The sequence below is a fragment of the Mycetohabitans sp. B2 genome (assembly GCF_021733735.1).
Lineage (GTDB): Bacteria > Pseudomonadota > Gammaproteobacteria > Burkholderiales > Burkholderiaceae > Mycetohabitans > Mycetohabitans rhizoxinica.
Genome location: NZ_JAHKSP010000061.1, coordinates 1 through 24,479, shown reverse-complemented (window position 1 = coordinate 24,479; position 24,479 = coordinate 1). Strand labels below are relative to the sequence as shown.

24 protein-coding genes and 3 pseudogenes are annotated in these 24,479 nt (G+C 61.4%); 10 read left to right on the top strand and 17 right to left on the bottom strand.

Annotated features, from left to right (window positions below):
- The coding region (locus tag KPG66_RS14355) for an amino acid adenylation domain-containing protein (protein WP_237071256.1) at positions 1–3,892 on the bottom strand (3,892 nt) is incomplete at its 3' end.
- A gap of 1,113 nt (positions 3,893–5,005) precedes the next feature.
- The gene (locus KPG66_RS14350; RefSeq protein WP_237071255.1) at positions 5,006–5,170 is read right to left on the bottom strand and encodes a hypothetical protein; all 165 of its coding nucleotides are present in this window, start codon (positions 5,168–5,170) and stop codon (positions 5,006–5,008) included.
- Between the two features lie 75 nt (positions 5,171–5,245).
- Here KPG66_RS14350 and KPG66_RS14345 point away from each other — a divergent pair, with 75 nt between their 5' ends.
- The 3 genes from KPG66_RS14345 (at position 5,246) to KPG66_RS14335 (ending at position 7,771) form a co-directional block, all read left to right on the top strand.
- The gene (locus tag KPG66_RS14345) at positions 5,246–5,719 is read left to right on the top strand and encodes a hypothetical protein (protein ID WP_336886363.1); all 474 of its coding nucleotides are present in this window, start codon (positions 5,246–5,248) and stop codon (positions 5,717–5,719) included.
- 192 nt (positions 5,720–5,911) lie between these two features.
- Positions 5,912–6,352 carry a CBS domain-containing protein gene (locus tag KPG66_RS14340; protein ID WP_041754653.1) on the top strand — a complete coding sequence of 147 codons (441 nt, stop codon included), beginning with the start codon at positions 5,912–5,914 and terminating at the stop codon, positions 6,350–6,352.
- Positions 6,353–6,502: 150 nt separating this feature from the next.
- Positions 6,503–7,771 carry a hypothetical protein gene (locus KPG66_RS14335; protein ID WP_237071254.1) on the top strand — a complete coding sequence of 423 codons (1,269 nt, stop codon included), beginning with the start codon at positions 6,503–6,505 and terminating at the stop codon, positions 7,769–7,771.
- 307 nt (positions 7,772–8,078) lie between these two features.
- Here the strand turns inward: KPG66_RS14335 and KPG66_RS14330 are convergent, their stop codons facing one another.
- Entirely contained in the window at positions 8,079–9,869 is a 1,791-nt protein-coding gene (locus KPG66_RS14330; protein WP_237071253.1) for an acyl-CoA dehydrogenase, read from the bottom strand.
- Between the two features lie 161 nt (positions 9,870–10,030).
- Here KPG66_RS14330 and KPG66_RS14325 point away from each other — a divergent pair, with 161 nt between their 5' ends.
- On the top strand, positions 10,031–10,981 hold the full coding sequence (locus KPG66_RS14325; RefSeq protein ID WP_422393288.1) for an NAD(P)-dependent oxidoreductase: 951 nt from the start codon (positions 10,031–10,033) through the stop codon (positions 10,979–10,981).
- Here KPG66_RS14325 and KPG66_RS14320 read toward each other — a convergent pair.
- Both KPG66_RS14320 and KPG66_RS14315 read right to left on the bottom strand, forming a co-directional pair.
- A pseudogene (locus KPG66_RS14320) lies at positions 10,978–11,160 on the bottom strand (alanine transaminase); the annotation flags it as partial. The gene KPG66_RS14325 and the pseudogene KPG66_RS14320 sit on opposite strands and share 4 nt — an antisense overlap.
- Before the next feature lie 17 nt (positions 11,161–11,177).
- Positions 11,178–11,735 carry a hypothetical protein gene (locus KPG66_RS14315; protein ID WP_237071251.1) on the bottom strand — a complete coding sequence of 186 codons (558 nt, stop codon included), beginning with the start codon at positions 11,733–11,735 and terminating at the stop codon, positions 11,178–11,180.
- Positions 11,736–12,775: 1,040 nt separating this feature from the next.
- On the opposite strand from KPG66_RS14315, the gene KPG66_RS14310 reads away from it, so the two are divergent.
- Both KPG66_RS14310 and KPG66_RS17615 read left to right on the top strand, forming a co-directional pair.
- Positions 12,776–13,120 carry a thioredoxin fold domain-containing protein gene (locus KPG66_RS14310; RefSeq protein WP_237071250.1) on the top strand — a complete coding sequence of 115 codons (345 nt, stop codon included), beginning with the start codon at positions 12,776–12,778 and terminating at the stop codon, positions 13,118–13,120.
- A gap of 23 nt (positions 13,121–13,143) precedes the next feature.
- Positions 13,144–13,266: a hypothetical protein gene (locus tag KPG66_RS17615; protein ID WP_272907098.1), complete on the top strand. Its 123-nt coding sequence runs from the start codon at positions 13,144–13,146 to the stop codon at positions 13,264–13,266.
- 186 nt (positions 13,267–13,452) lie between these two features.
- Here KPG66_RS17615 and KPG66_RS14305 read toward each other — a convergent pair whose 3' ends face one another.
- Positions 13,453–13,776, bottom strand: coding sequence for a thioredoxin family protein (locus KPG66_RS14305; RefSeq protein ID WP_237071249.1), 324 nt, complete (start codon positions 13,774–13,776; stop codon positions 13,453–13,455).
- Positions 13,777–14,103: 327 nt separating this feature from the next.
- Between KPG66_RS14305 and KPG66_RS14300 the strand changes: the two genes are divergently transcribed.
- Positions 14,104–14,400: an acylphosphatase gene (locus tag KPG66_RS14300; RefSeq protein WP_237071248.1), complete on the top strand. Its 297-nt coding sequence runs from the start codon at positions 14,104–14,106 to the stop codon at positions 14,398–14,400.
- A 144-nt stretch (positions 14,401–14,544) separates the two neighbouring features.
- Here the strand turns inward: KPG66_RS14300 and KPG66_RS14295 are convergent, their stop codons facing one another.
- On the bottom strand, positions 14,545–14,784 hold the full coding sequence (locus KPG66_RS14295; protein ID WP_013428306.1) for a hypothetical protein: 240 nt from the start codon (positions 14,782–14,784) through the stop codon (positions 14,545–14,547).
- 164 nt (positions 14,785–14,948) lie between these two features.
- On the opposite strand from KPG66_RS14295, the gene KPG66_RS14290 reads away from it, so the two are divergent.
- Positions 14,949–15,875, top strand: a complete 927-nt coding sequence (locus KPG66_RS14290; protein ID WP_013428305.1) for an EamA family transporter — start codon at positions 14,949–14,951, stop codon at positions 15,873–15,875.
- 211 nt (positions 15,876–16,086) lie between these two features.
- On the opposite strand, the gene KPG66_RS14285 is transcribed toward KPG66_RS14290, so the two are convergent.
- The 4 genes from KPG66_RS14285 to KPG66_RS14270 form a co-directional block, all read right to left on the bottom strand.
- The gene (locus KPG66_RS14285) at positions 16,087–16,269 is read right to left on the bottom strand and encodes a hypothetical protein (RefSeq protein ID WP_013428303.1); all 183 of its coding nucleotides are present in this window, start codon (positions 16,267–16,269) and stop codon (positions 16,087–16,089) included.
- A 128-nt stretch (positions 16,270–16,397) separates the two neighbouring features.
- On the bottom strand, positions 16,398–16,646 hold the full coding sequence (locus KPG66_RS14280) for a hypothetical protein (protein ID WP_013428302.1): 249 nt from the start codon (positions 16,644–16,646) through the stop codon (positions 16,398–16,400).
- The gene (locus KPG66_RS14275; RefSeq protein ID WP_013428301.1) at positions 16,643–16,867 is read right to left on the bottom strand and encodes a hypothetical protein; all 225 of its coding nucleotides are present in this window, start codon (positions 16,865–16,867) and stop codon (positions 16,643–16,645) included. The genes KPG66_RS14280 and KPG66_RS14275 overlap by 4 nt, the downstream gene beginning before the upstream one ends.
- Before the next feature lie 48 nt (positions 16,868–16,915).
- Positions 16,916–18,412 carry an acetyl-CoA hydrolase/transferase family protein gene (locus tag KPG66_RS14270; RefSeq protein WP_237071247.1) on the bottom strand — a complete coding sequence of 499 codons (1,497 nt, stop codon included), beginning with the start codon at positions 18,410–18,412 and terminating at the stop codon, positions 16,916–16,918.
- Between the two features lie 104 nt (positions 18,413–18,516).
- Here KPG66_RS14270 and KPG66_RS14265 point away from each other — a divergent pair, with 104 nt between their 5' ends.
- Complete coding sequence (locus KPG66_RS14265) at positions 18,517–18,897, top strand: hypothetical protein (protein ID WP_237071246.1); 381 nt, start codon at positions 18,517–18,519, stop codon at positions 18,895–18,897.
- 44 nt (positions 18,898–18,941) lie between these two features.
- Here the strand turns inward: KPG66_RS14265 and KPG66_RS14260 are convergent, their stop codons facing one another.
- The 5 genes and pseudogenes from KPG66_RS14260 to KPG66_RS14240 all read right to left on the bottom strand — a co-directional run bounded on the left by KPG66_RS14260 (position 18,942) and on the right by KPG66_RS14240 (position 21,966).
- On the bottom strand, positions 18,942–20,072 hold the full coding sequence (locus KPG66_RS14260) for a 3-deoxy-7-phosphoheptulonate synthase (RefSeq protein ID WP_272907097.1): 1,131 nt from the start codon (positions 20,070–20,072) through the stop codon (positions 18,942–18,944).
- Positions 20,073–20,139: 67 nt separating this feature from the next.
- Positions 20,140–20,766: a LysE family translocator gene (locus KPG66_RS14255; protein ID WP_237071245.1), complete on the bottom strand. Its 627-nt coding sequence runs from the start codon at positions 20,764–20,766 to the stop codon at positions 20,140–20,142.
- Positions 20,767–20,770: 4 nt separating this feature from the next.
- Positions 20,771–20,959: pseudogene (locus KPG66_RS14250) on the bottom strand (HIT family protein); the annotation flags it as partial.
- A gap of 346 nt (positions 20,960–21,305) precedes the next feature.
- A pseudogene (locus KPG66_RS14245) lies at positions 21,306–21,446 on the bottom strand (ammonium transporter); the annotation flags it as partial.
- Between the two features lie 28 nt (positions 21,447–21,474).
- Positions 21,475–21,966, bottom strand: a complete 492-nt coding sequence (locus KPG66_RS14240) for an Lrp/AsnC family transcriptional regulator (protein WP_041754640.1) — start codon at positions 21,964–21,966, stop codon at positions 21,475–21,477.
- Between the two features lie 166 nt (positions 21,967–22,132).
- Here KPG66_RS14240 and KPG66_RS14235 point away from each other — a divergent pair, with 166 nt between their 5' ends.
- Entirely contained in the window at positions 22,133–22,393 is a 261-nt protein-coding gene (locus tag KPG66_RS14235) for a DUF6356 family protein (RefSeq protein WP_041754638.1), read from the top strand.
- Positions 22,394–23,143: 750 nt separating this feature from the next.
- Here KPG66_RS14235 and KPG66_RS14230 read toward each other — a convergent pair.
- On the bottom strand, positions 23,144–24,479 hold a 1,336-nt coding region (locus KPG66_RS14230), incomplete at its 5' end, for an autotransporter outer membrane beta-barrel domain-containing protein (protein ID WP_237071244.1).

The following is a 24,479-nucleotide window of genomic DNA, read 5'->3' as shown; positions in this document are numbered from 1 at the left end:
CGGCAAGCACCGTCATAAATAGCGTCGTGCCATGCTCAGCGCTTAAGCGCTTGAGCGCTTGTGTGGTGGCCGCATCAATGCGCACCGGCACCTGTGCGCCGGCAAACGACTGTTGCGCCGGGCGCGGCCTGTCGGTCGGTAGCGCCAGCTGCACCGGCGCATCGGCCAGCGTCGCGCGCCAATAGTCGCTTTGTGCGTTAAGCCGCTCGTCCGTGAGCCACTGCCGTTGCCACGCCGCATAGTCCGGATACTGGACTGCCAGCGGCGGCAGCGGCTCGGCTTGCGCCCCGACACTTGCGGCATAGAGTGCACTTAACTCGCGCACCAGCACCCCGATCGACCAGCCGTCCGACACAATATGGTGCTGGATGAGCAGCACCACATGTTCCTCATCGGCCACTTGAATGCCGCATGCGCGCATCAACGGGCCCTGCGCCAGATCGAACGGCGCGTGCGCGGCTTCGTGACTTAAGCGGGCCAGTTGTGCTTGCGCGTGCGGCACGCCGCGCAGATCATGCCAGCGCAGCGGCACGCCCATGTCCGCCGGCAGCAACTGCACCCGCGGCTGACCCTCGACGCTCACAAACGTCGAGCGCAGCGCTTCGTGGCGCGCAAACAGCGTATCCAATGCCTGTTGCCAGGCCGCTCGATCCAGCGGCCCGCGCACGCGCAGCACCAGCGGCATATGATACGACTCACTGGCCCCATCGAGCTGCGCGAGAAACCACAACCGCTGCTGTGCGAACGATAGCGGCAAATGGCCTTCGCGTGAGACCGGTGTGATCTCGGGCAGCGTATCGGTGCCTTGTTGCAAGTGGGCTTCGAGCGCCGCGGCAAACGCGGCCAACGTCGGCGCCACGAACAAGGTTGCCAGCGGCACATCAGCGCCCAGCCCTCTGACCCGGTTCATCAACCGCACTGCCAGCAGCGAGTGGCCACCGAGCGCAAAGAAGCTGTCGTGCCGACCCACACGTTCGACACCCAATAGCTCGGCCCAGATCGTCGCGAGCGTCGTCTCCAACTCGCCTTGCGGCGCTTCATACGCTTGATGCGCCAGCGCCGCGTCATCCGGTGCAGGCAGCGCACGCCGATCGAGCTTGCCGTTGGGTGTCAGCGGCAACGCATCGAGCCGCACAAACGCACTGGGCACCATATACTCGGGCAAGCGGGCCGAGACATGCGCCCATAAGGTACTAACTAAGACCTCATCAGGCTTGGCCACCACATACGCTACCAGACGTTTATCCTGGCTTTCACCTGTTGCCAGCACCACCGCGTCGCGCACCTGCGAATGCGCCATTAAGCACGCTTCGATCTCACCCGGTTCAATCCGAAAGCCACGAATCTTGACTTGGTCATCGTTGCGTCCCACAAACTCTAGATTGCCGTCCGGTAAATAACGCGCCAAATCCCCAGTCTTATACAGCCGTGCATCGGCGTCCTCTGAGAACGGATCCGGCACAAAGCGCTCAGCGGTAAGTTCGGGCCGGTTCAGATAGCCGCGTGCCACGCCCGTGCCACCAATATACAACTCACCGACCGCACCCAGTGGCACTGGCTGTCTGTATGCATCAAGAATATAGATTCGCGTATTATCAATCGGCCGGCCGATATGAGGTAGCGTGTCTTCAGCGCTCAGTTGTCCAGAGGTCGCCACAACCGTGGCTTCAGTCGGGCCGTATTGATTGACCAATGTCAATCCCGCAGGCAATGCCCGCGTCACGCCAGGGAAACGCTCGCCTCCGGTGAGCAAATAACGCAGTCCGGCAGGCGTTCGTTGATCGGCCAACGCCATCTCAGCCAGTGGCGTGACCAGGAAAGCCACATCCAAAAGCTGTTGCTGCCACCATTGCAGCAAGGCGAGCACCTGTTCGCAAACCGCCTGGGAAGGAATAGACAACATCCCACCGCCAATTAAACTTGGCCAAAGCTCCCACGCACTGGCGTCAAATGCCATGCCTGCCATGAAGGCACTGCGACAGCCACTTTGCACGCCAAATTTACGGTTATGCCAAGCACAAAGGTTGGCCACATTGCGATGCTCGACCATCACCCCTTTGGGCGTGCCGGTGGAACCCGACGTATAAATCACATACGCCAGATGCCGGGCCGTCAACTCGGCTACCGACGGATTCGTGTCTGGCAACGCTGGCAGAGTGGCCGGATCGAGCACCGTGCACTCGGCCAACGCCGCCTCGCCCAACGCAGTGCGCCCGGCCGCATCCGCCAGCACCATGTTCGGTTCCGCATTACCCAGAATATGGGCCAAGCGCTCACCCGGATAGCTCGGATCCAACGGCACATATGCACCCCCGGCCTTTAAAATCGCCAGCAGGCCGACGACCAGCGCCGGCGAGCGCTCGACACAGATCGCCACTCGTACATCGGGCTTAACGCCTAGCTCGATGAGCTGGTGTGCCAAGCGGTTGGCCTGCGCATTCAGTTGCGTATAGCTCAGTGTTTGATCTTCATAGACCAACGCCGTAGCCTTGGGCGTGCGCTCAACTTGCGCTTCAAACAATTGGTGGACACACAGATGCGCTGGATAATCGCGCTGTGTTGCATTCCACTCGACCAGCAGCCGATGCCGCTCGTTGGCGTCGAGCAGGTCGATGCTGTCAATCGGTTGCGTGGCATCGGCAGCGAGCACTTGCATGAACCGGATAAACCGACGCTGATGTGCGCCGAGTCCCTCTGGGGTATAGCATGCAGGATTGGCATCAAAGTCAATCCGTAATTGATGGCTGCCTGGAGTCCAATAGACGCCCAGCATCAGGTCTTCGGCCGGACCATTGAGCAAATTATGGTTTGTCGCCGAATACCCACCAAACGACAGATCAAGATCAAACGGCATCACGTTGACCGTCGTACCAAATAGCCGCTGTCCGGACGGCATCCCAAGTTGACGCCGCAGTGCTTCGCTCGGGTAGCGTTGGTGCCGCAGTCCGCTTTGCATTTCCTGCGCGGCCTGCTGCATCAACGACGACAGGTTCATCCCTGGTCGCATTGTGAGCCGCAGTGGCAATGTATTGGACTTCATGCCAGGAATATGCCGGTCGGCACCGAAGCGGACCTTGACCGGAAGGCCCAATACGACGTCTTGCTCACCCGTGAATCGATAAAGATACGCGGCCATCGCCGCCGTCATAAATTGTGCTAGCCGACGAGCATCCGGCGCAGTGTCACCCAGCGCCTGGATGGCTAGGTAAGTTGTCTGACGCAGCCGCTGCTGTAAAACAGGGGCGCTGCGGCTTGCCAGCGTCGCAGGCTCAGACCAATTAGCGCAGTGCTTGAGCCAATATGCTTCGTCTTGTGCTCGTTGGGCGGATATCTGATATTGCGCATCGCTCTCTAATAGCTGTAGGATCGAGCCAAAATCACATTCCGCCGGCGTCGTTCCCTCGCATAGCGCGCTATACACGTATGCAACGCGTTGCGCGATCAGGTACCGACCATATCCATCCATCATGATATGGTGATAGCGCTGATACCACATCCATTGCGCGGGCGCCACTTTTAACAACGCATAGCAAAAAAGCGGTCCCTGCGTCAGATTGACCGGCTGCTGATAATCGGCCCGCATCCACGCCTGGGCCGCTGCCTGAGGATCGGCTTGCGCCGTGAGGTCCAGCACCGGCATCGACCATGCGGGTGTACCGATTCTCTGCCGCAGCCCATCATCGCTATCGATAAATTGCAAGCGCAGGGTGTCAGCTTCATCGATGACTTGACGCAATGCCGCTTCAAAGACGGCTGGCTCAATCACGCCTTCAATCACCGTGTACTGCGCAATGTTGTAGACGGGGCTGTCTGGATACAGTTGCTGCGCTAGCCAAATCTCCGTTTGGGCAGCGGATAATGCATACGTAGTGGACATGACGCTAGCGTCCATAACAAAGCTCCGATTCAGGCGATCGAGCGGCCTGATGTTTAATAGGTGTACGAATAGATATTAATGCGGTATTAAGAATCTATCGTTGCTCTTCAGGAACCACTACGGCTTTGATGACACGTCGCTTGCAATTTTTAGTCATTCACTGCGGCGATCGGGGCCACTTGTCGGCACGCGTCAGTGTGTCGTTCGTGTCACTTGATCGGCCATTGATCACACCAACACCAATTTATGTCAAGCTTTAGCGGAAACGCTGAGCATCACGCGCGTGAGACTGCGCGCGAATTGGCATTACAATCGGTCAAGCAAGACAGTTAAAAAGAACAGGGCAAGCCAGTACGTCGCACAGGCGCGGCGCCATTGGGTTCAGTACTGAAGTACTGCTTCATTTTCCCCTCCAGGCATCACTTTTATTTAGCCATACGGCTACGGCAATGCTCCCGTTCCCTGACCCATCAGCTCGACGTTAATTGCTTCACGTCGCGCAAACACTGTGCCCAGCTGTCAGGGTCATTGCGATGCTTAGCACCTGGTCGAAAGACTGTAAAGTGCCACCACTCAAATCCATTATTTTGCCTAAACGACAAGTCTTGAGCGAAAGAAATGATAAAGCCGAAATTTGCAACAAACAGTGGAAGACAAGCCATTGCGGTTCGCCACTGTGCCAACCTATCAGCGAGGCTTGGCACGCTCTTAGCTCAGACCGCTTGGGTAGCAAAACGCGTCGGATGCTGTTAAGCGTGAAGCCACCGCATCGTTGACATAACAGCGCCGCCCTTCGATACGCGTGCCACAGGCTTTGTATGAGTGGCAACATGATCTTAGCCCCCTATTGACTAACGTTCGCCTGCAGACCATCACAATCGCATCATCGTATTTTGCGCCCTACATCATTCTCACCGCCCATCGATCATCGTGGGCGCTATTATTTCATCCGTCAGCGTACAGCGATCCTTTATGCGCGTGAGTCTTTGGCATTATCTTGCTAACCACTACACTTGCGGCTATCGGTATCATCTTTCCGATTCTGCCCAGCCTGCTGCGCGCGCTCAGCACCACCGAGCCAATCTTCACATACTGCTGGTCACCTATGCGTTGGCGCAGTTGCTATGCCTACCCGTACTCATGTTGTGGGTCTTCGTGCAGTGCGGCAAGCCGCTGTCGTCGCTCACACACAAGGATCTGTAGCGGTTCAAGGCGTTTCTGGTTGATCCGCAGCCCACAAAACTGCCCGTCACGCGGGGCAGTCCAATCGATCAGCATGATGAAGGAATTCATGAAAAAACAATCATCGCCGCACTATCGATCGCGGCCGCAGGCTGCGCATCCCAGAATCAGGTCAGCTCGCAGACGATGGCACAGGCCGTCGCGCCGCTCAGTTGCACGCGCAAGGTGCAGTGTGATGCGTGGTGGCAGCGTGCCCAGGTCTGGATATCCGAGCATAGCGCCTATCGAATCGCGACGATCACCGACTCGGTTATCCAAACGGAGGGGCCGTCGGCCACGCGTCGCGATCTCGCCTATGTGATCACGAAAACGCCGAACAACGACGGCTCGGCGACCATCGGTTTTTCCGCGCAGTGCAGCAATATGCTTGGATGCCTGCCGAATCCGTGGGAGGCTGGCGCGAATTTCAAGCAGTTCATACGGTATGAACGCGCGATGCAGCCAGCGGCGCACAGTGACACGCCTAGCGCCAACGCGGCGGTACCGATCCGCACGGCCCCTGCCACGCCGGGGGCACCACCTCCGCCCGTGCCCGCTGCAGCGCCGCCAGCCGCATCAGGCGCGCTCCACGCCGGGACGCCGCCGCGCGCCGTCCAGTGACGGCAGCCTCCCCCGGCGCCGCCCAACGCCCACAGCGCCGCCCACGCGTGCCCGACGATACCGTGTTCTATACTTGTGAGTAACACATCTCTGGTGGGTAACACACATCTTGTTGGCGCCCCACGATCCACGCGGGCGGCACATTCAATCCCGCCGCGGGCCCGCACCGCGCCGGCGCAAGGAGGGCATCCGATGGCTACCGTTGCACAGATCTTGAAGAGCAAGCCGGACACTACCGTGTACACGATCGACGCGTCCGCGCTCGTCTACGATGCAATGAAGCGCATGGCCGAGAAGCAGATCGGCGCGCTGGTGGTAACCGAGAATGGCAAGATTGTCGGCATCGTCACCGAGCGCGACTACGCACGCAAGATCGTGTTGATGGACCGCTCTTCGAAGGCCACGGCGGTGCGTGACATCATGACTCGCGACGTCCGTTACGTGCGCCCGGAGGACAGCGCGCAAGGCTGCATGGCATTGGTTACCGAGCACCGTATGCGGCACCTGCCTGTCATTGACGGGGGACGGCTCGTCGGCATGATCTCGATCGGCGACCTGGTCAAGCACATCATCTCCGACCAAGCATTCACCATCCAGCAGTTGGAGTTCTACATCCGCGGCGAGCGCGCGTAGACTCGCGCACGTTGACCGGCTGATGAAATCGTCCCTCGCGCGAGCGCGTGTCAGTGTGCCCGTGCACCCTAGCAATGTGTGCGCCCGCACATAAAACGCTGAATTGCCCCTCTAAAATCGGCTAATTCACGGACTGTCACCATCGAGACCATGAGCGCCAGACTAAAAACGCCCCATGGCGTGGCGCCGGGCTTCATCAGACGGGGATCGGCGCGCAGCGGCAAGCATGTGCGCAATACACGCAGGATCGAGCCCCGGCTGGGGCCGGCCAAGACCCGCGCCGTCGATCCCCGCTCACGCACCGACTCGCCGGCAAGCGATGAGGGCTCCTACCACGCACGACAGCACGCGGCCGAACCAGTGTACGCCACGGCACGCTCGTTCGATACCGCGCCGGCATCGTTCGTTACGCCACCGTGGACCGGCTTGCAACGCGCTCCACTCGCGCGACGCCACATGGCCGCACTCGCCGCCTTGCTGGCACTGGGCGCCGGCGCTTTGGGGGTGATGCTCAGCCAGCTCTACCAGGACAGGACACCGTCCGAGCCACGCCGGTATGCTGAGGCCATGAATCGCGAGGCGCCGACACAATCCGACGCGAGCGCCAGCACCGTACCGTTGCTCGATGTCGCCGCGCTCGCCAACACTACCGGGCGCTTGAGTGCACAAGCGCCGCAGCAAGCCATCATGCCACCGCTTAACATACCGCCGTCGCCGCAAGCGCGCGCGCCAGCATCCGATACCGCAGCGCTTGCAAGCATGCAGCCAGCGCGTGGCGCCAACCCGGCGAGCATGGATTCGGGCACCGTGCAACGTGGCCTGCCGCGCACATTTCATGCGAGGACACGCAAAGCCATCGCCCCGGCCACGCAACAAGACATCGACGGGCACACCACACCGGTCGCCGCGCATGCTGGCCTCCCGGAAACCGAGCCGCTTTCCTCCATGCCACGCCAGGTGGCACACCCCGCGCAACATGCGGTGTCCGCCGCTGCGCCAGCCGAACCGATGCAGCCGATAGCCGACACGCCGAGCGTATCCCGCACCGAGGCACGCGCGGCAACCGACGCTTTAACGCAAGACGCGGTCAAGCCACTGCCGCCGGAAGCCGCTCGCGTCGACCCGACTCAGCCGCCGGTCGTCTATGGTGGGCACACCACTCCCTCAGCCGCCGCGGCCGTGCCCCGCCCGCCGACGACCACCGTGCCGTATGCCACCGAGGCAACCGGTCCGCATGCCTCGCCATCCGCCGCCGAGGCCACCGCGGCATTGACGGCCAAGGCCGTCGCGCTGCCGCAACCGCAACCGGTCCAGCCCGCCGCCACGGCGACTCGTCCGGCGCTCGCGCAGCCACCTGCCGACACCGGCGCTCCGGCTTCAATCGACGACGAACCAGCGGCGCCGATCGACGATCAATAGCTACGGCCTGCTACACGGGCGGCCGCTCGCGCTGCAACCCGGAGCCACGCGGCATCGGCGTATCGGCACATCACCGCATCACCGCGTGCCGCCCCCAGGGTACCGGCAGCGTTCGGCAATCCTCGGTAAAGTAGCGCCAAACGCGGCGGTGTGCATGCGACTGCCGGTACGTCCGCCCTGCCCGTGCGTCCGCAATGTGCGCTGATACGCCGCTCACGAGATCGCACGGCTGCTCGAACACGCCAGAACAACGGCCGGTGCGCTCGGTCGATTTCGTCGGCGACCATGACATCGATTACCGCACCGCTTATGCCGAGTGCCGTACTGGCGCCAACACACCTTCGCCATTCGCGGTACTGACGATTGCCACACGCAGCGCATCCGCCTGCGGCAGCACGTGATGGGCAAAGCAATGTGCAGTCGCGATCTTCGCGTCGCAGAACGCCGGATCCTGTGCCCGTGTGGCATGCGCTGCAAGCATCGCGCGCGCGAGCTGCCACCCGCATAGCACGATGCCGCACAGCCTCAGGTACGGCACACTGCCAGCATAAACCGCGTTCGGATCCGTCTTCGCGTGACGCAGCACAAACTCGATCGACTCGGCCAGCGCGGCGCGCGCCGCCGCCAAGCGCTCGCGCATCGCGGCGAATACCGGCTCCTTATAATTGGCCAACTCGTGCTCGGTGAGCGCAATGTGCTCGCACAGCCCGCGAGCGACTGCGCCGCCGTCGTGAACGGTCTTGCGGCCCACCAGATCGTTCGCCTGGATAGCGGTCGTGCCTTCGTAAATCGGCAGAATGCGCGCATCACGGTAATGCTGCGCGGCGCCGGTTTCCTCGATGAAGCCCATGCCGCCGTGGACCTGCACACCTATGCTGGCAACCTCAACCGACAACTCAGTGCTCCAGCCTTTAACGATCGGCACCAAGAACTCATAGCGCTGAGCGTATTGCTGTCGCACCGAAGCGTCCGGATGCCGATGCGCGATATCGCAGGCGGATGCGGCAAAGTAGTTCAGCGAGCGAGCGCCCTCAATCAATGCGCGCATCGTCATCAGCATCCGCTTGACATCCGGATGTTGGTCGATCGTCACCGCCTGCTTGGCCGAGCCATCGACCGGGCGGCTCTGCACGCGCTCGGCCGCATACGCGGCGGCCTGCTGGTAGGCACGCTCGGCAATCGCCACGCCTTGCACGCCGACCGAAAACCGTGCCGAGTTCATCATGATGAACATGTACTCCAAACCGCGGTTTTCCTCGCCGACCAACTCGCCAATCGCCCCGCCGTGATCACCGAACTGCAGCACCGCGGTCGGGCTCGCCTTGATACCGAGCTTGTGCTCGATCGACACGCAATCCACGTCGTTGCGCGTGCCCGGCAGGCCGTCACCGCCGAGCAGGAACTTCGGCACGATGAACAGCGAAATGCCCTTGACGCCCGGCGGCGCGTCGGATGTGCGGGCCAGCACGAGATGGACGATGTTGTCCGCCATGTCATGCTCGCCGTAGGTGATGAAGGTCTTCGTGCCAAACAGCTTATAGGTGCCGTCCGCCTGGCATTCCGCGCGCGTGCGCACCAGCGAAAGGTCCGAGCCGGCCTGCGGCTCGGTCAAGTTCATCGTGCCGGTCCATTCGCCGGCGATCAGCTTGGGCAGGTAGCACGCCTTCTGCCCGTCGCTGCCGGCGGTCAACAACGCCTCGATCGCGCCATCGGTCAACAACGGGCAGAGCGCCCATGACAGGTTCGCCGCATTGAACATCTCGTTGCATGCGGTCGCAATGAGCTTGGGCAAGCCCTGTCCGCCAAATTCAGGCGGATGCACGACGGCCTGCCAGCCGCCTTGCGTGTATTGGCGATAGGCCTGCTTGAATCCCGGAGTCGTCGTAACCGCCCCGTCGGCCCATGTGGACGGCTGTGTATCCCCGGTACGGTTCAGCGGCGCGAGTACCCGTTCGGCGAATTTCGCGGCTTCCTCGAGCACGGCTTGCGCGGTTTCGAGCGTCGCATCCTCATAGCCGGGTAGGCGGCTAACCGCATCAATGTCCGCCAACACATTCATCGTAAACAACATATCTTTGACCGGTGCACGATAGCTCATCGCCTGGCTCCTCAAACGTCGCAGCGTTGTCCACCGAACGCGCACGGCCTGCCGCTGCTTTGCCACCGTACGCGCCGATACGCGCGCGGCATCCGGTTTCGCGAGTATTGTGTCACAAGCATCATGGCGGACCGCCGCCACCTCGCCCAACACCTGCGATAATGCCAGTTCCCTCCCGATATTGTTCCAGGAGAAACGAAGTGACCGACCAGTCATCTCCTTCATCGAGCGGGACGCCACGGCGCGTCGCGTTTCTTGGGCTCGGCGTGATGGGCTACCCGATGGCCGGCCATCTCGCCAAGGCCGGGCTGGACGTGACGGTGTACAACCGTACGGCGGCCAAGGCGCAGCAGTGGGTTGCCGAATACGGCGGCCGGTCAGCGACCACGCCTCGCGAGGCCGCACAGGGTGCCGACATTGTGCTCGCGTGCGTGGGCAACGACGATGACTTACGCAGCGTGACGCTGGGTGGGCAAGGTGCGTTCGCCGGCATGCCGCACGGCGCGGTGTTCGTCGACCATACGACCGCCTCGGCCAATGTCGCCAGGGCACTGTTCTCGATCGCCCGCGAACAAGGCCTGCATTTCATCGACGCGCCGGTATCGGGCGGACAAGCCGGCGCTCAGAACGGCAAGCTGACGATCATGTGTGGCGGCGACGCCACAGTGTTCGAGCGCGTCGCACCCACGTTGCGGCACTATAGCGTCGCAGTTACGCTACTCGGCGAATCCGGTGCAGGCCAGTTGACCAAGATGGTCAACCAGATCGCAGTTGCCGGCGTCGTGCAGGGGCTGTCAGAGGCCATTCACTTCGGTCAACGCGCCGGGCTGGACATGCCACGCGTGCTTGAGGTCATTGGCAAAGGGGCGGCCGCGAGCTGGCAAATGGACAACCGCGGCAGCACAATGATCGAAGGCCGCTTCGATTTCGGCTTCGCGGTCGAGTGGATGCGCAAGGACCTGGCGATTTGCCTGGATGAGGCCAAGCGCAATGGCGCATCGTTGCCCGTTACCGCGCTGGTTGATCAGTTCTACGGTGATGTTCAGGCACTCGGCGGGCGACGCTACGATACGTCGAGCCTGATCGTGCGATTGCGCAAGCTCAGCGCGTAACGCTTGATACGCGCGAGCGCCGCGACCAGATCGGCATTGCCAACCATGACGCCAATGCGCTAGCTCGCCATGTGGTAGCGCTTGGGCAACGTAAAGAACTCGACCGCGATGTCCTTCGCATCGGGCACCTGCATGATCGATGGCGCCTTCCAACCGTCGAACACGAGGTCTGCGTAAGCCCGGCCCCCACGCTGATTTATCGATTGTGTCCCGATAGATCCCGGCGGAACGCGTCAACGGCCGCACCCTCCCGCGCCCGTTTGAATACCGCATCTACGTCGAGCGAGAATCCCGGCGTCGCAACCGGCGGCAATTGAAGCGTCACCGGGCCGAGCGCCTGCTGCAGCATCGTGCCCCATGCGCCAAGCTTTTCTTGTCGTTTCCGGGCTTCAATCATCTGACTGACCTGCCACTTTTCACCCATACTGAGCCGCCCGCAAGCCGACTCCAGCCTAGTGCGGCCTTCCTGCTGCGCTTCTGCGTCTGAAATCTTGAGCTTGGAAAGCGACGGAATCCATTTATCATCGAACATATCAAGAAACGACTCGAACACGGTACAGGCGTCGTGACGAGCATAACCGTCCTGGTTGCCGAGCGCATGCGCTGGGTCTGCATTGGAATCCGACAGATCTATCATTTGTTGCAGCCGGTCGAGCATCTGCTGCAGCCGTCCCCAAGCGGGTTCGCCACGCTGGGCAAGGACATTCTGCATTGCCGCCGTCCGGGTCATGAACTGCCGCAGTGCGAGCGTCACATCGTGATTGATACCTTGTCGTCTCACATAACGCTCAATGTCATCGCATAAATCGTACAGCGTGGTCAGCGCTTTGGGAGGCGACGATGCGGAATCGGCACGGCCACCATTGGCCGGTGCGGCGCACTGCTGCACGGAGCACATAAACATCAACGTAAGCAATATGGCATCCTGATTTTCTGTCATTTCCTTCGCATACGCCGACGGGCTGTGGCGGCGACGTCCCGGTGTAATCCGGGATACGTTAGATAACGTTTCGAGCGCTGGGTGTGCGCTACGCACCCGCGGTGCGGCTTTGTCAGCAGCCTGCGACTCCTTGCGCGCCGCCGACGCACCCGATGACTTTTTCCCGGTGCGCAACGGCCAGCAACAGATAGACGAAAACACATTTAGCATCAGGCGCTCCCTCACGGCAATTCTTTAGTACACAGCGTACCGCACCTTCATGTCGGGAAGGCTGGCAATCACGAGCACCCGGCCTGCAGAAGCGAAGCGTGGGACAGTACCGATGCCCTCCAGGCGCACCGCCCCAACGCACTTCGTCATCGCGACACCGCAGCATCACGGTATCGCGCCGATATTGCGACATCAATTCATTGAGCCGTGCCTTCCGGTCAACATCCAGCGTCACATCGACAGCCACTAGCGCGTCGGTAAGTTGTTCGGGCCGGCTCCCACACGCCGCGTCACTGCACTATTTGTTTTGCATCCCTTATCATAAAAGTAACGCTCCTGGCAAAGCTTGGCGGTATTAACTACCGTGAAGCGGGTATCGGCTCCGGGTCCGGCCCCATGCGAGTGTTGGCCGATCAGCAATCTGTCGGCCAGTGGATTGTACGGCAACACCGCGAGCTAGTCCTCGGCGGCAATCGGCAGTTCCATTGGATCCCGGAACAACGACACGGATGACACCGCGAACCGTACGTATGCTCGCGGCGTTGGCCGTGGTGGCCGCGCTCGCCGGCTCCGCATAGCTGTACCTAAACCGGCCGGGCCACGGCGGGCTACTATTCGAAATCGAACAACAACTCGACAAGATCGTGCATTTTGATAAGCGCGGCGTTGACTTCAGCACACTGCCGCTGGACGATACGCTGCGCAGCGTCAACGGCGACGGCGACGGCTCACGCCGGATTGTCGTGTTCTCCGATCCCTATTGCTCCTACTGCAAAACACTAGAGCACAGGCTCGCGGGACAGCCCGACGCCACCGTGTACACGTTTCTGTACCCAATCCTAACGCCGGGCTCGAAAACGATGGCCGCCCGGATATGGTGTGCCAGCAACCGCACTGGCCCGTGGTCAACATGGATGCTGAGAATCGGGCGCAGCCGCCTGTTGCCGCATCCTGCGATGCAACAGCGGCAGTGCTCGCACGTAACCTGATAGTGGGACACAAATTGCGTGTAATGGGAACACCCACACTGATCTTGTCCAACGGTCAGCGGATCAACCGCGTGCCGTCGGCGACCGAACTGGCACAGGCACTGGCGGTCGCCGGCGAGCCGAGCCACACCGCCTCCACCCGCTAGCGCCGCCCGGCGATACAGCCACCCAGCCGCGCAATAGCATGGTGCACCATGGGACAACCGGCAACGGCGCAGCACGCGGTGGCCCCATAGTGGCCAACACGCAACCATCCAGTACACCATGATCTAATCAGCATGGCCAGCGACAACGAGGCCGGCTTGCAACGGGATCAGCGCACATGAGCCACGTTATCGCAGCGTAGCCAATGCGTCATCCAGTTCCTCGGCGCAGGTCGGGCGCACAACACGCGCCCGTTCCTGCCCGTCGCGCAGAAAAATCAACGTCGGCCACAGTTTTACACGAAACGACCGTCCCAACAGCCGTCCCGGCCCATCCTCGATCTTTAGGTGGCGCATCGCCTGATGGCGCCCAAGCGCCTCGGCGATCACTGGCTGCGCGCGTTGGCAGTAACCGCACCAGTTCGTGCCGAATTCGATAACCGTCACGCCGGCGAGCACGTCCAATTGCTCGCGGGCCGGCGCATCGGGTGTGTAGGGACATTGCTCCTCCATTCCACGCTCCCGCCATACATTGCATTCGCTACAGCATAGCCGCATTTAGCAAAACCTACAGTGGGAGGTCAGCCGGCTGCGTGGCGGGCCGGCGCAAGGGCAGTCAACTGGGCGGCCCGCTGGGCAGCAGGCCAGCACGAGGGCTGCCGACCAGGCAGCGGGCCGGTAGGAGGACATTCCCTATGCCGCAAGCCACACGAGCCGACAAGGGCACAGTGATTGCTCGGCCGCATTCGGGTTGCGGAGTCCGTGCACGATGCACGCGGCGCGACTACAATCCGCGGCTTGAACGGTTCAGTGACGTTTACACGACAGGAGGGATACACGATGAATGGAGTCGATCTCGATACCAGGGTTGAAACGTACACTGTCAAGATTCGCGGGACAGTGCAAGGAGTCGGATTCCGGCATGCCGCGGTGCGCCGCGCGCATGCGCTGCAGGTACGGGGCTGGATCGCGAATCACGACGACGGATCGGTCGAGGCAATCGTCCAGGGACCGGCGAACCAGGTAGACCTAATGCTGGAATTCCTGCGGCGCGGGCCGCCACGGGCCAAGGTGTCCGAGTTCATCGCAAACGAGGACTACTCGGAGCGCCGGTACGATCGCTTCGAGCAGCACTGAGCGCGGTGCCGGATCAAGCGCTTGCCTCTTGCCCGAACATCACTGTGCGGTCTTAGCCCGACCGCTTTGCGGCATGCAATGCGGCATCGGCCTCGTTGAGCGACACTTTGTGGCTGCGCATGCCGAGACGGGCTGCAGCCACGTCTACGCGAGCGCTAACGCGGATCGCGACGTCCTGTGCGTGCTGCGCATGAGCCAATTACGCGGTAGGTCCGGAAACGATTCGAACAGCGCCTTGCCTAGCATCTTAGCCATCGTCTTGCCGCTGTGGTCACGCACCAATCGGTTCCACATCCGCGCATTTATCTGCCGATCGACGACGAATAGGCCGAAGCCGAGGTGCTCAGCCACCAGTTCGCCCTGCGATGGCGATGCGACTTCCATCCAACCACCGGAACATTCATAGGATCGACAACAATTCGTCCAGTGCGTCGCCCATTCACACGTCCGCGCATTCGATTCTTCGCGCCGAATTCCTATCGGCTATTGCCACACCTGTTCAAAGACGATTAAAACACTATGGATATGCAGCGTAATCGGACGGACAATTGCAGGTTTCCGACACGTTGCCGATCATGAGCCGGACCACCCGCCTGACGCCTTTGCTGTTGCTGTGCCTGCTGATCACCTATGTCGTCTGGGGCACCACATACTTCGCGATCTCAGTCGCCTTACGAGCAATGCCGCCGTTCATGCTGATGGCGTCGCGCTTCGCCGTCGCGGGCTTGTGCCTCGGCATCTTCGTGCTCGTGCGGGGCCGCGCGCGGGCGAGTTGGCGGCAGGTGCGCAACGGCTCGATGCTCGGCGCGCTGATGCTGCTAGGGGGCATGGGCGGCATTGCGGTAGCCGAGCAGACCATTTCATCGGGCGCGACCACCGTGATGATCGCCGCCATGCCGATCGTCGCGATCGTCTGGCAGCGGCTATTCGGCATTCGCCCGCGCGGCCACGAATTGGCCGCGATCGCCATCGGCGTGGGGGGCGTGCTGGTGCTGACGTCGGGCGCCGAGTTCCGCGCCAGCAGCATGGGTGCCGGCGCACTGCTGTTGGCGATCAGTTGCTGGTCGCTGGGCACTCAGTTGTCGCGCTCGTTGGACTTGCCGCCGCCGGCGCTGGCCGTGACGATCGAAATGCTCGCCGGCAGTGTGATGCTGGCAATAGCATCAGCGCTCAGCGGCGAGTCGCTTGCGGCCGTGCCGGGCGGCGCGCCACTCGCGGCGTGGCTATACTTAGTAACGATGGGCTCGCTACTGGCATTCTCCGCCTATATGTACTTAGCCAGTCGCGCCGCGCCGGTGCTGGCGACAAGCTACGTCTACGCCAATCCACCGATTGCGCTACTGGTCGGCGCGGCGCTGGGCAGCGAGCAGATTGCCCCGCAGACGCTGGTGGCCATCGCGCTGATTCTGTGCGCGCTGGCTGTGCTCGGCTGGGGAACGTGGCGCCAGCCGGCCGGCACCGCAAAAGACACGTGAGTTTTTTTGACGTGAGACAGTGCCATTTTTTCAAATGGAAAGGCAAAACGAAATGGAGCAACGGGTAAAATTCATCTTCGTCGCCGTGCTGGCGATGCTCGCGCTGATCGGCATGTTCGGCGAAATGGGTTGAGCTGTCGGATGAGCCCCGTTAAGGATGCAACGAGACCGGGCTAAACTTTCGAGCAGGTCGGCTCAGCCGCTACCAGCCTCAGTCGAAGTTCAGCGCCAGCGCGTGCGAGGCCATCGCCATATGGGCGACTTCGATGATGGCGCGGGCACGTTCGACATTGTCACGAATGATCTCGACAAGCCGCGCACCGATCGGGGCAAGCCGGTCGCGCAGCGCTTCCTCGCTCAAGTCGGCCGGCAAGTTGAAAATAACGAATTGCATCTTGGTCTCCGTTGAAACACCATGTAAAGATCATGATGCAACGCAATGCGCGTGCCAGGTGTAGCGATGATGTGCGGTTTCGTAAGCGGATGTGACAAGTGGAACGCTGCGACGTGTCACCCCGACCGTCAATAGGCCGCCGCCGGGCGCTTGCACGCGATCAGCGTCGATAGCATGCCGTCCGAGCGGTTGCGCTGCAGCGTGTCGTAGCCAGCGTCGCCGCACTGGACCTGCGCACGGGCATCGCAGGACGACCACCCTTCAGCAGACGAGCATTGAATTAATTGCGTCGGTCGGCCATCGCTGGTAAACAGCGGCTGTGACGATCCGCAGCTAGATAACAGCAGTAGCCCCCCGATCCATCGTGCTGCCTTCATCTCACCTCACTCAGTGTCGTGCGTCTTGTTCCGGCCACGCGCGTCGGTTCAGTGAAGGCTGAAATCGACACGGGTCGTGGCCCCCTTATCGTTGATCCCAGCAACTCACGCATCTGCTCGGCAGGCAACGATTTGGCCAAGCCAATGAAGTTGCGCCCCTTTTTGAAGTCCGCTGCCTTGTAGACCCGCGCAAGGTACTGTTCATACTCGTCGCGGCTCACCTCGATACGGGACGGATCGACGCTTTGTCCGTTGCTGGCGACAGCAGCTTACGGCAGCATGGTCCCCGTTCGCGCCAGCCGCAGGTGGAACGAGAACGCCTGCGCCAGGTCGTGCGGCGTGTGCCCTTGACCCTTGAGCGCATCGCGATAGTAATCGCGCAGCAGATCGCGGTACTGCGGATGCGCACATCGCTCGATGATCAGGCCGGCCCGCTCGCGCGGCGCCAAACCACGCAGGTCGGCCAAGCCCTGCTCGGTGACCACGATGTCCACGTCATGTTCGTTGTGATCGCAATGCGGCACCATCGGCACGATGCTCGAGATCCGGCCGTCCTTGGCCACCGACTTGGTCGCGAATATCGCGCAGCCTGCGTTACGCGCGAAATCGCCTGAGCCGCCGATGCCGTTCATCATGTGGGTACCGCCAATATGTGTGGAGTTCACGTTCCCGTACAAGTCCACTTCAAGCGCGGTATTGACCGCGATCACACCCAGCCGGCGCACGATCTCTGGATGATTACTGATTTCTTGCGGACGTAGCACCAGGCGATCGCGATAACGCGCAAGCTCACGCAACACCTGGCGCTGCCGCGCTGCCGACAGCGTGATTGAGGAGCCAGACGCGAACGCCAGCTTGCCAGCATCTATCAAATCGAACGTGGAGTCCTGCAGCACTTCCGAGTACATTGTCATCGCTTCAAATGGCGAAGCACACAATCCGCCCAGCACCGCGTTGGCAATCGTGCCGATACCCGCCTGAAGCGGCAGCAGTCGCACCGGCAGGCGTGCGCGAGAGACTTCATGCTGCAGGAACTCGATTAGGTGTTGCGCGATACGCGTGGTGTCGCTGTCCGCCGGCAGCACGGCCGAGGAGCTATCCTCGTCGTTCGTGATGACAATGCCCGCGATCTTGTCCAATGGGATATCGATCGTGGTCTTGCCGATCCGGTCACGCGGGCCGGCGATTGGCACTGGAGCGCGGTCGGGCCGGCGAGCCGGAATCCAGATGTCATGCAAGCCTTCTAGCTCCAGCGGCTGGGCTAAGTTCAACTCGATGATCACCCGTTTGGCCAGGATGGCAAAGCTAGCGGAATTGCCAACAGACGTGCTGGGTACGATGCCCCCGGACTCGGTAATGCCGGTGGCCTCGATAATGGCCACGTCCAACTGGCCGAGCAAATCGGCCCGCAGCATCTCGACCGTCTCGGACAGATGCTGGTCGACAAACAATGTGCGTCCTGAATTAATCTCGCGCCGCAACGTCGGGTCGGCCTGGAACGGCAGGCGGCGCGCCAACATGCCGGCCTCGCTCAGTGCCTTGTCGTTGTCGTGACCAAGCGAGGCGCCCGTCATCAACGTAATGCGAGGCCTCGTCGGCTCGGTGCGGGCGCGCTCGGCCAGCGCGAGCAACACCGCCTTGGGATCGCCGGCTCGCGTGAAGCCGCTGGTGCCCACGCGCATTCCATCGTGAATCAGGGCCGCCGCGTCGCGTGCGGAAATGAGGCGGTTGCGCAGGCTCGCGCATCGAATGCGTTCTTCATACATAGCGTTTCTGCTCCAACAATCTGACGAGGCCCTGATTGACGGGGACCTGCTGCGGCCACGCTCGATCTAGGCGGCGATTGGTCTGTGCGACAGCCCGCGGCGACATGCGACATGCGACATGCGACATGCGACATGCGGCGTGCGGCGTGCGGCGTGCGGCGTGCGGCAGAACCGACGCACTCCTTCGTCGCATTACGTCCCGCGGCCTACGCAACGGCACGCTGACGCGCGTTCTGCCCGCGTATAGGCTGCTGCATACGAACCTCTATGTTCTGTATCCGTCACGCCGTTTCGTCGATGCGAGCACACCGACCTGGCTGCCACTGCTGCGCGCATTGATACTTGAACGGGTCACGCACATACCGGAACGGATCACACGCGATATGAGATTGCTCGACGCGTACGACGCCGAGCAGCGCGATCCGCCGGCGAATCGAGCCGCGGACTTCATCCCGGCCCGGACCGCGCTCGCGCTCGCGGCTTAGCCGCCCAGCCATCGTAAGCAGCGAACGCATCGACGACTCAGTACTTACTGCGGCGGCGCGGCGGCGCGGCGGGCCCGCACCGCGCCAGCCAGCATCTCCAGCACCGGCTCGGTCTGCGCCCAGCCCAGGCACGCGTCGGTGATCGACACGCCCCATCGCAGCGGCACGCCGGGCTTCAAGTCCTGGCGCCCTTCGTCGAGGTGGCTCTCGATCATCACACCGCTGAGGCGACGCTCGCCGTGCGACAGCTGTGCGGCCAAGTCTCGCGCGACGTCGGCCTGGCGCAGATGTGACTTGCCGGAATTCGCATGTGAGCAATCAACCATCACATGCTCACGCAGCCCCGCCGCCCTGAGCACCGCGCAGCTCTCCTCGATGGCGGCGGCATCGTAATTCGGCCCATTCTTGCCGCCGCGCAGGATCACATGCGCGTCACCGTTGCCGCGCGTCTCGAAGATAGCCGCCATGCCCATCTTCGTCATGCCCATAAATGCGTGGCTGGCGCGGGCGGCCACGATCGCGTCCGCGGCGACCTGCACGCCGCCGTCGGTACCGTTCTTGAATCCAATCGGGCAGCTTAAGCCTGACGCCAGTTGGCGGTGACTCTGGCTCTCGGTAGTGCGCGCCCCGATTGCGCCCCACGCCACCAGGTCCGCGATGTACTGCGGGCTGAGCAAGTCCAGGAATTCAGTGGCGGTCGGAAGCCCAAGACCGTTGATTTGCAACAGTAACTCGCGCGCGCGGCGCAGCCCCTCATTGATCCGAAAGCTGCCGTCCAGCCGCGGATCGTTGATATAGCCCTTCCAGCCAACCGTGGTACGCGGCTTTTCGAAGTACACCCGCATCACGATCAACAAATCCTCGTGCAGCCGGTCAGCGGCGCCTTTGAGCCGGCGCGCATAGTCGAGTGCTTGATCGCGGTCGTGGATCGAGCATGGGCCGACCACCAGAATCAACCGGTCGTCCCGGCCATTGAGCACATCGGCAATGCGCAGGCGGCTGTGCTCGACGAGTTGCTGCACCGATGCCGGCGCCGGCAACTCGTCCAGCAACAACGCCGGCGGGATCAACGGCCGCACGGCGCCAATGCGCACGTCATCGATGCGGGTCGTGTCCTGCGTGGTGTCGGCCACGCTCATCTCCTGATCGTGCGACGGATTATCGATGCGAGTCAAAATCGTCTCCAGGGAACTAGCGGCAAGACGACATTATCGCATTGGTGCGCGGCCCGTTGCCCTATCGCTACTGCATCGCGATCTTCAGTCCCAGCGAGATGAAGATTACGCCGATGATCTTCTGTTGCCAGCGACGCAGCCAATGCAGCTTTGCGACAAGGCGCGCCAATGGCCGCATCGCGACAACGAGCAACGTCGTGTACACCATGCTCATCGCGACGAAAATCAGTCCCAGCACAGTAAACTGGACAAACGTCGCGCCGCGCTCCGGCTGCACAAACTGTGGCAGGAAGGCAAGAAAGAACAGCGCAGTCTTCGGATTCAGTACTTCGGCCGGCACGGCCTGAAGGAACGCCTTCAACGGCGAAATCTCACCCGCTGCAGGCGCCGGTGCATGTCCGTCAGCGGTTTTTTTGCGCAGCGCGCACACGCCTAGGTACAGCAAGTAGGCGGCGCCGACCAACTTGACGATGTTGAACGCCAGCGCCGACGTCATCAACAATGCCGATAGGCCCACGGCGGCAAACACCGTATGAATGAAATCGCCGGCCGCCAAACCCAGCCCGGTCAGCACGCCGGTCTTGCGCCCGCCCTGCACCGTGCGCGTGAGCACCAGCAACACGGCCGGCCCCGGTATCAGGAACAGGCCGAGCACGACCACGACGAAGGTGCCCAAGGTCGAAAGTTCAAACATCGCACGCTGCCCCCGCCGCATCCGACAAGTCGAAAATCTTCGCCGCCGCTTCCTTCGGCACCACCAATACGTGGCCGTTGGCCTGTGGCATCAGGTCCATGAAAGCCAGTACGTCGCCGGTCTCCGCGACTTTGACACACGGCAACTCGCCGCGCAGGATGCGTGCAAAAGGGTTATTTGGGTCATAGGACATCGCGGCTTTCACTCCGGGTCGTAGGCATGTAGAACGCAAGCGTAGCCGAGTTCCACCTGTTCCGTCATCTAGGCCGCCGCATGGCATGCCCGTCCAGTGCCATGTTTGACACTCTACACCTACGTTCCGCGCCTTGTTTTGCGCTTATGCCGACGTCCACGTCCAGCCCCGGTCCCAAGCCCAGATTAACGCCAACGCGCCGACAACGCATGCCCTACGGCCCACGCTATCAGCTGGTCTCGTGCTCCGGCGTCGAGTTCCGATGGGTCGACAGATCCGCGCCGGTGAACGCGTTCTGCGCGTCCAGGCACAGGCCAACACACAGGCGGATCAGGCCATATACGACGATACCGCCCGAGATGATTGCCGGGATAGCCGCCGCAAATATCAGCAGAAAAAAGAACTTGACCAGCGCATTGACCTAATTCTTCTTGCGTACCGTGCCCAACTCAAGGAAAGCAAAGCCCACGTGCATCGTAAGCACCATGCCGGCGCACGCCCAGCGCGGCTGCTCATCATCGTCGAGACGTGGCCCGTGCGCGGCGGTCAGTGACATGATCCAGCGGGAAAGCGGTCGTATGTTTGACCACCTCCATCGCGAAACTCGCGCTCACATCGAGCAGCTCGGCGGCCTTGATCAGCCGCTTGTATACGTTGTCATAGCCGGCGATGTCAGGCACCACCACTTTCAGCAAGTAATCGACGTCGCCGGTCATCCGGTAAATTTCCACGATTTCCGGGATCGCCGTCACCCCCTTCAGGAAACGGCTCGTCCATCCGTCGTTGTGCTGGCTCGCGCGGATTGTCACGAATGCGGTCAATCCGAGATTAAGTTTGGTCGGATCGCACAACACAACTTGCCGCTGAATCACGCCGTCCTCGCGCAGTTTCTGTATGCGGCGCCAGCACGGCGTCGGCGACAGGTTCACCGCCTTGGCAATGTCGTTCAATCCGAGGGATGCGTCGTGCTGCAGCAACGACAATATTTTGGCATCTATCTTGTCCATGGACGGGTTAATGTTAGAAAATTTTTCTAGTTCCATCTATCACCGCGAACAAATTTGCAATCCTTTTTCACGCCCTCGATTATATGATTGTCTTTGTCATGCACACGGCCGCCGGCTTGAGATACGTCGGCTCGTTGAATCAAACCTATCGACTCGAGCGCTGCCCATGAAAATCCTGTTCGGCGCGTTTACGCGGCACCCGGCTTCTGTCGGCGAAAGCTATTTGCAACACATGAGAGCGTCGTTCTCATTTGGCGGCCCGATGCTGTTGGCCGCGTTCGCTGCGCTCGTGCATGGCTTGTTTCCGTTTTTGTTCGTCAAGACGGGCAGCACAACCGTGTCCCGGCTCTACGAGCGCATGGTGCTCCACCGGTCGGGCGGTGCTCTCCGGCACCAGCCGATATCCGGCCAGCCGCCGCACGCCTGAGCCACGCCTGTGCCGCACTCGCGCCACCACGCGGCACAGCCCCAGGCAAGCCGCGACGTGACCCCGGCCCGGCGGGCTGGCACGCCGGATTCGCGCGACTGTGCCCTCCCGACTGCCTGTTGAGGCACCTATGGGCGAGTCACCGTCATTGCGCGTCTCGTATAAAATCACACGGTCGTGACAAACCGCAAGTAAACCTTCGCCAAGAGTGGCTCGTTGCCGGGCAGATGGTGGAACCACGCCCGTTGTGCATCGCGTCCATGTAGCAGGATCAAATATCCAGCCAGTCGCGAACGCCCACGCGCGGGTCAGCGACTACAATAGGGTCGAACTAGCGTCGGGCCGCAACGATTGTCAAGGGATACTGAAGATTGACAAGCCTTTGGAGCTGCGCAAGCGCTGTGGCGACGACAACTTTCCCTCACTGCTCTTCTCGACGTGCATTGACGACCCGAAAACCGGCTCGGAAATGACCTTACCGAAAATACGATCGTTGTGCAGGAGCCTGATATCCCGGCCGCGCACTGGCTTCGGATGCGCACCCGGCCCATCGGAGCGGTGTTCTGACGGCTGAACAACAAGCTATTCGGTTCCGTAAGGCGCATCGACTGACCACCACGGCCGGGCCGTCATCTGCTGGAGCAGGTGGACGCGCACGGCAAAGTAGTCGATGCCGTGCGCTTCGAGGTACGCTGTGCATTCATGCGCGCCCACGCCACGCGCCGTCCACAGCAGTCCGCGCAGTGAAGATCAGAAGCCCATCGTGAAGAACACCGACCCCATGTCCTGCGCGACGGCCGCACCACTTGCGAAGCGACGGCGGTATCCGATATCCAAGCTTGACGCTTTCACCGGCGTCGCGAATCGGCCACCGACACTAATCTCGCTCCATTGGCGTGTCGACTCCGCGCCGACCACGAACGGATCGAATGCTGACACGCTGGCCGACACCGGATCATTGCTCCTGCTCAATCGTTGGACATGCTTGACGCCCGCCGAAATGACCGTTTGATCTGTGAAGCGCAAGTGGCTGCTCAGACCCACTGTGCCGTATACGTTCCCGTCGGTACGAGCACTGAAACGAACTGGGAACTGGCCGGACGTCTCAGTGTAGTCACCGAGCTTTGTGCGCAAATAGTCAATGCCCAGGTAAGGCATGATGCTGGCGTTCCGTACGGCGAACACGTAGCCACCCTGCGTCGATACTGCGCGCTGTGCAACCGTTGTGTCGCCTTTGGACCGATCCACGCCGGAGGCAGTCAGGTAAGACCGGTCGATGGATAAGTCGCCTTGCTGGTAACCCAACGCGACGCGGGCAAACACGCCCGGGCGAGTACGGGTTCCGTACTCGGCGAATAACCCGAACAAGCTGGCACGGTTACGCATTGTGTCGTTGCTTACGTCAAAGCGATAGCTCGGCGCCTGGTAGCCCAAGCCGGCAATCCAGTCGTCGTTGATTCGGTATGCCGCACTGAATTCGCCCTGCCAGTTTGCACCGTTCACTTTGCCCGCATTGTGGCTGTATAGCGCACCAGCCGAGATGCACACGCCGTATTGGTCGAAGTTGCTGCAACGCATGCTATCCTGAACAAACGTTTGCACCGCAGATTGCAACACGGAACTGTACAAGGTCGCGTTGTTTAGCGAGTCGTTTAGGTCGAGCAAGCCCACAATCCCAATCTTGCCTTCATCGTCACGCGCAATGAATGGCTGTGCACGTCCGTTAATGAAGCCTTCACCCACCACAATGGTGCCGTCTTCCGACATGCGCTCGGCGCTGTGAAGCACGTTGCCCTCCAGCAGAGAGTACGAAGCGATCATTTCACGCAGACGATCGTCGGGCGAAGGCTTGTCGTCAATCAATGCTACGGCCTCGCGCGGCTTCGAGTCGACGGCCGCGCTCTCTTGCTGCGCCGGTTCCTCTTTTACTTGATTCGACGCTTCCTCTTGCTGGTGTGCCTCTTCCTCATGGACCTGCGCCAACGCTTCCTCCTGTTGACCTACTTCCTGCTGCTCTTGGGCTAACCGCTTCTCTTCCTGCTGCTCTTGAACTACCCGCTTCTCTTCCGGCTGCTCTTGAACTACC

Excerpts from the sequence above, each read along its gene's own strand:
- KPG66_RS14350 (WP_237071255.1), bottom strand. The coding sequence starts at position 5,170 with ATGAATTCCTTCATCATGCTGATCGATTGGACTGCCCCGCGTGACGGG.
- KPG66_RS14345 (WP_336886363.1), top strand. The coding sequence starts at position 5,246 with ATGGCACAGGCCGTCGCGCCGCTCAGTTGCACGCGCAAGGTGCAGTGT.
- KPG66_RS14340 (WP_041754653.1), top strand. The coding sequence starts at position 5,912 with ATGGCTACCGTTGCACAGATCTTGAAGAGCAAGCCGGACACTACCGTG.
- KPG66_RS14335 (WP_237071254.1), top strand. The coding sequence starts at position 6,503 with ATGAGCGCCAGACTAAAAACGCCCCATGGCGTGGCGCCGGGCTTCATC.
- KPG66_RS14330 (WP_237071253.1), bottom strand. The coding sequence starts at position 9,869 with ATGAGCTATCGTGCACCGGTCAAAGATATGTTGTTTACGATGAATGTG.
- KPG66_RS14325 (WP_422393288.1), top strand. The coding sequence starts at position 10,031 with ATGCCAGTTCCCTCCCGATATTGTTCCAGGAGAAACGAAGTGACCGAC.
- KPG66_RS17615 (WP_272907098.1), top strand. The coding sequence starts at position 13,144 with ATGGGAACACCCACACTGATCTTGTCCAACGGTCAGCGGATCAACCGC.
- KPG66_RS14305 (WP_237071249.1), bottom strand. The coding sequence starts at position 13,776 with ATGGAGGAGCAATGTCCCTACACACCCGATGCGCCGGCCCGCGAGCAA.
- KPG66_RS14300 (WP_237071248.1), top strand. The coding sequence starts at position 14,104 with ATGAATGGAGTCGATCTCGATACCAGGGTTGAAACGTACACTGTCAAG.
- KPG66_RS14295 (WP_013428306.1), bottom strand. The coding sequence starts at position 14,784 with ATGGAAGTCGCATCGCCATCGCAGGGCGAACTGGTGGCTGAGCACCTC.
- KPG66_RS14285 (WP_013428303.1), bottom strand. The coding sequence starts at position 16,269 with ATGCAATTCGTTATTTTCAACTTGCCGGCCGACTTGAGCGAGGAAGCG.
- KPG66_RS14280 (WP_013428302.1), bottom strand. The coding sequence starts at position 16,646 with ATGAAGGCAGCACGATGGATCGGGGGGCTACTGCTGTTATCTAGCTGC.
- KPG66_RS14270 (WP_237071247.1), bottom strand. The coding sequence starts at position 18,412 with ATGTATGAAGAACGCATTCGATGCGCGAGCCTGCGCAACCGCCTCATT.
- KPG66_RS14265 (WP_237071246.1), top strand. The coding sequence starts at position 18,517 with ATGCGACATGCGACATGCGACATGCGACATGCGGCGTGCGGCGTGCGG.
- KPG66_RS14255 (WP_237071245.1), bottom strand. The coding sequence starts at position 20,766 with ATGTTTGAACTTTCGACCTTGGGCACCTTCGTCGTGGTCGTGCTCGGC.
- KPG66_RS14240 (WP_041754640.1), bottom strand. The coding sequence starts at position 21,966 with ATGGACAAGATAGATGCCAAAATATTGTCGTTGCTGCAGCACGACGCA.
- KPG66_RS14235 (WP_041754638.1), top strand. The coding sequence starts at position 22,133 with ATGAAAATCCTGTTCGGCGCGTTTACGCGGCACCCGGCTTCTGTCGGC.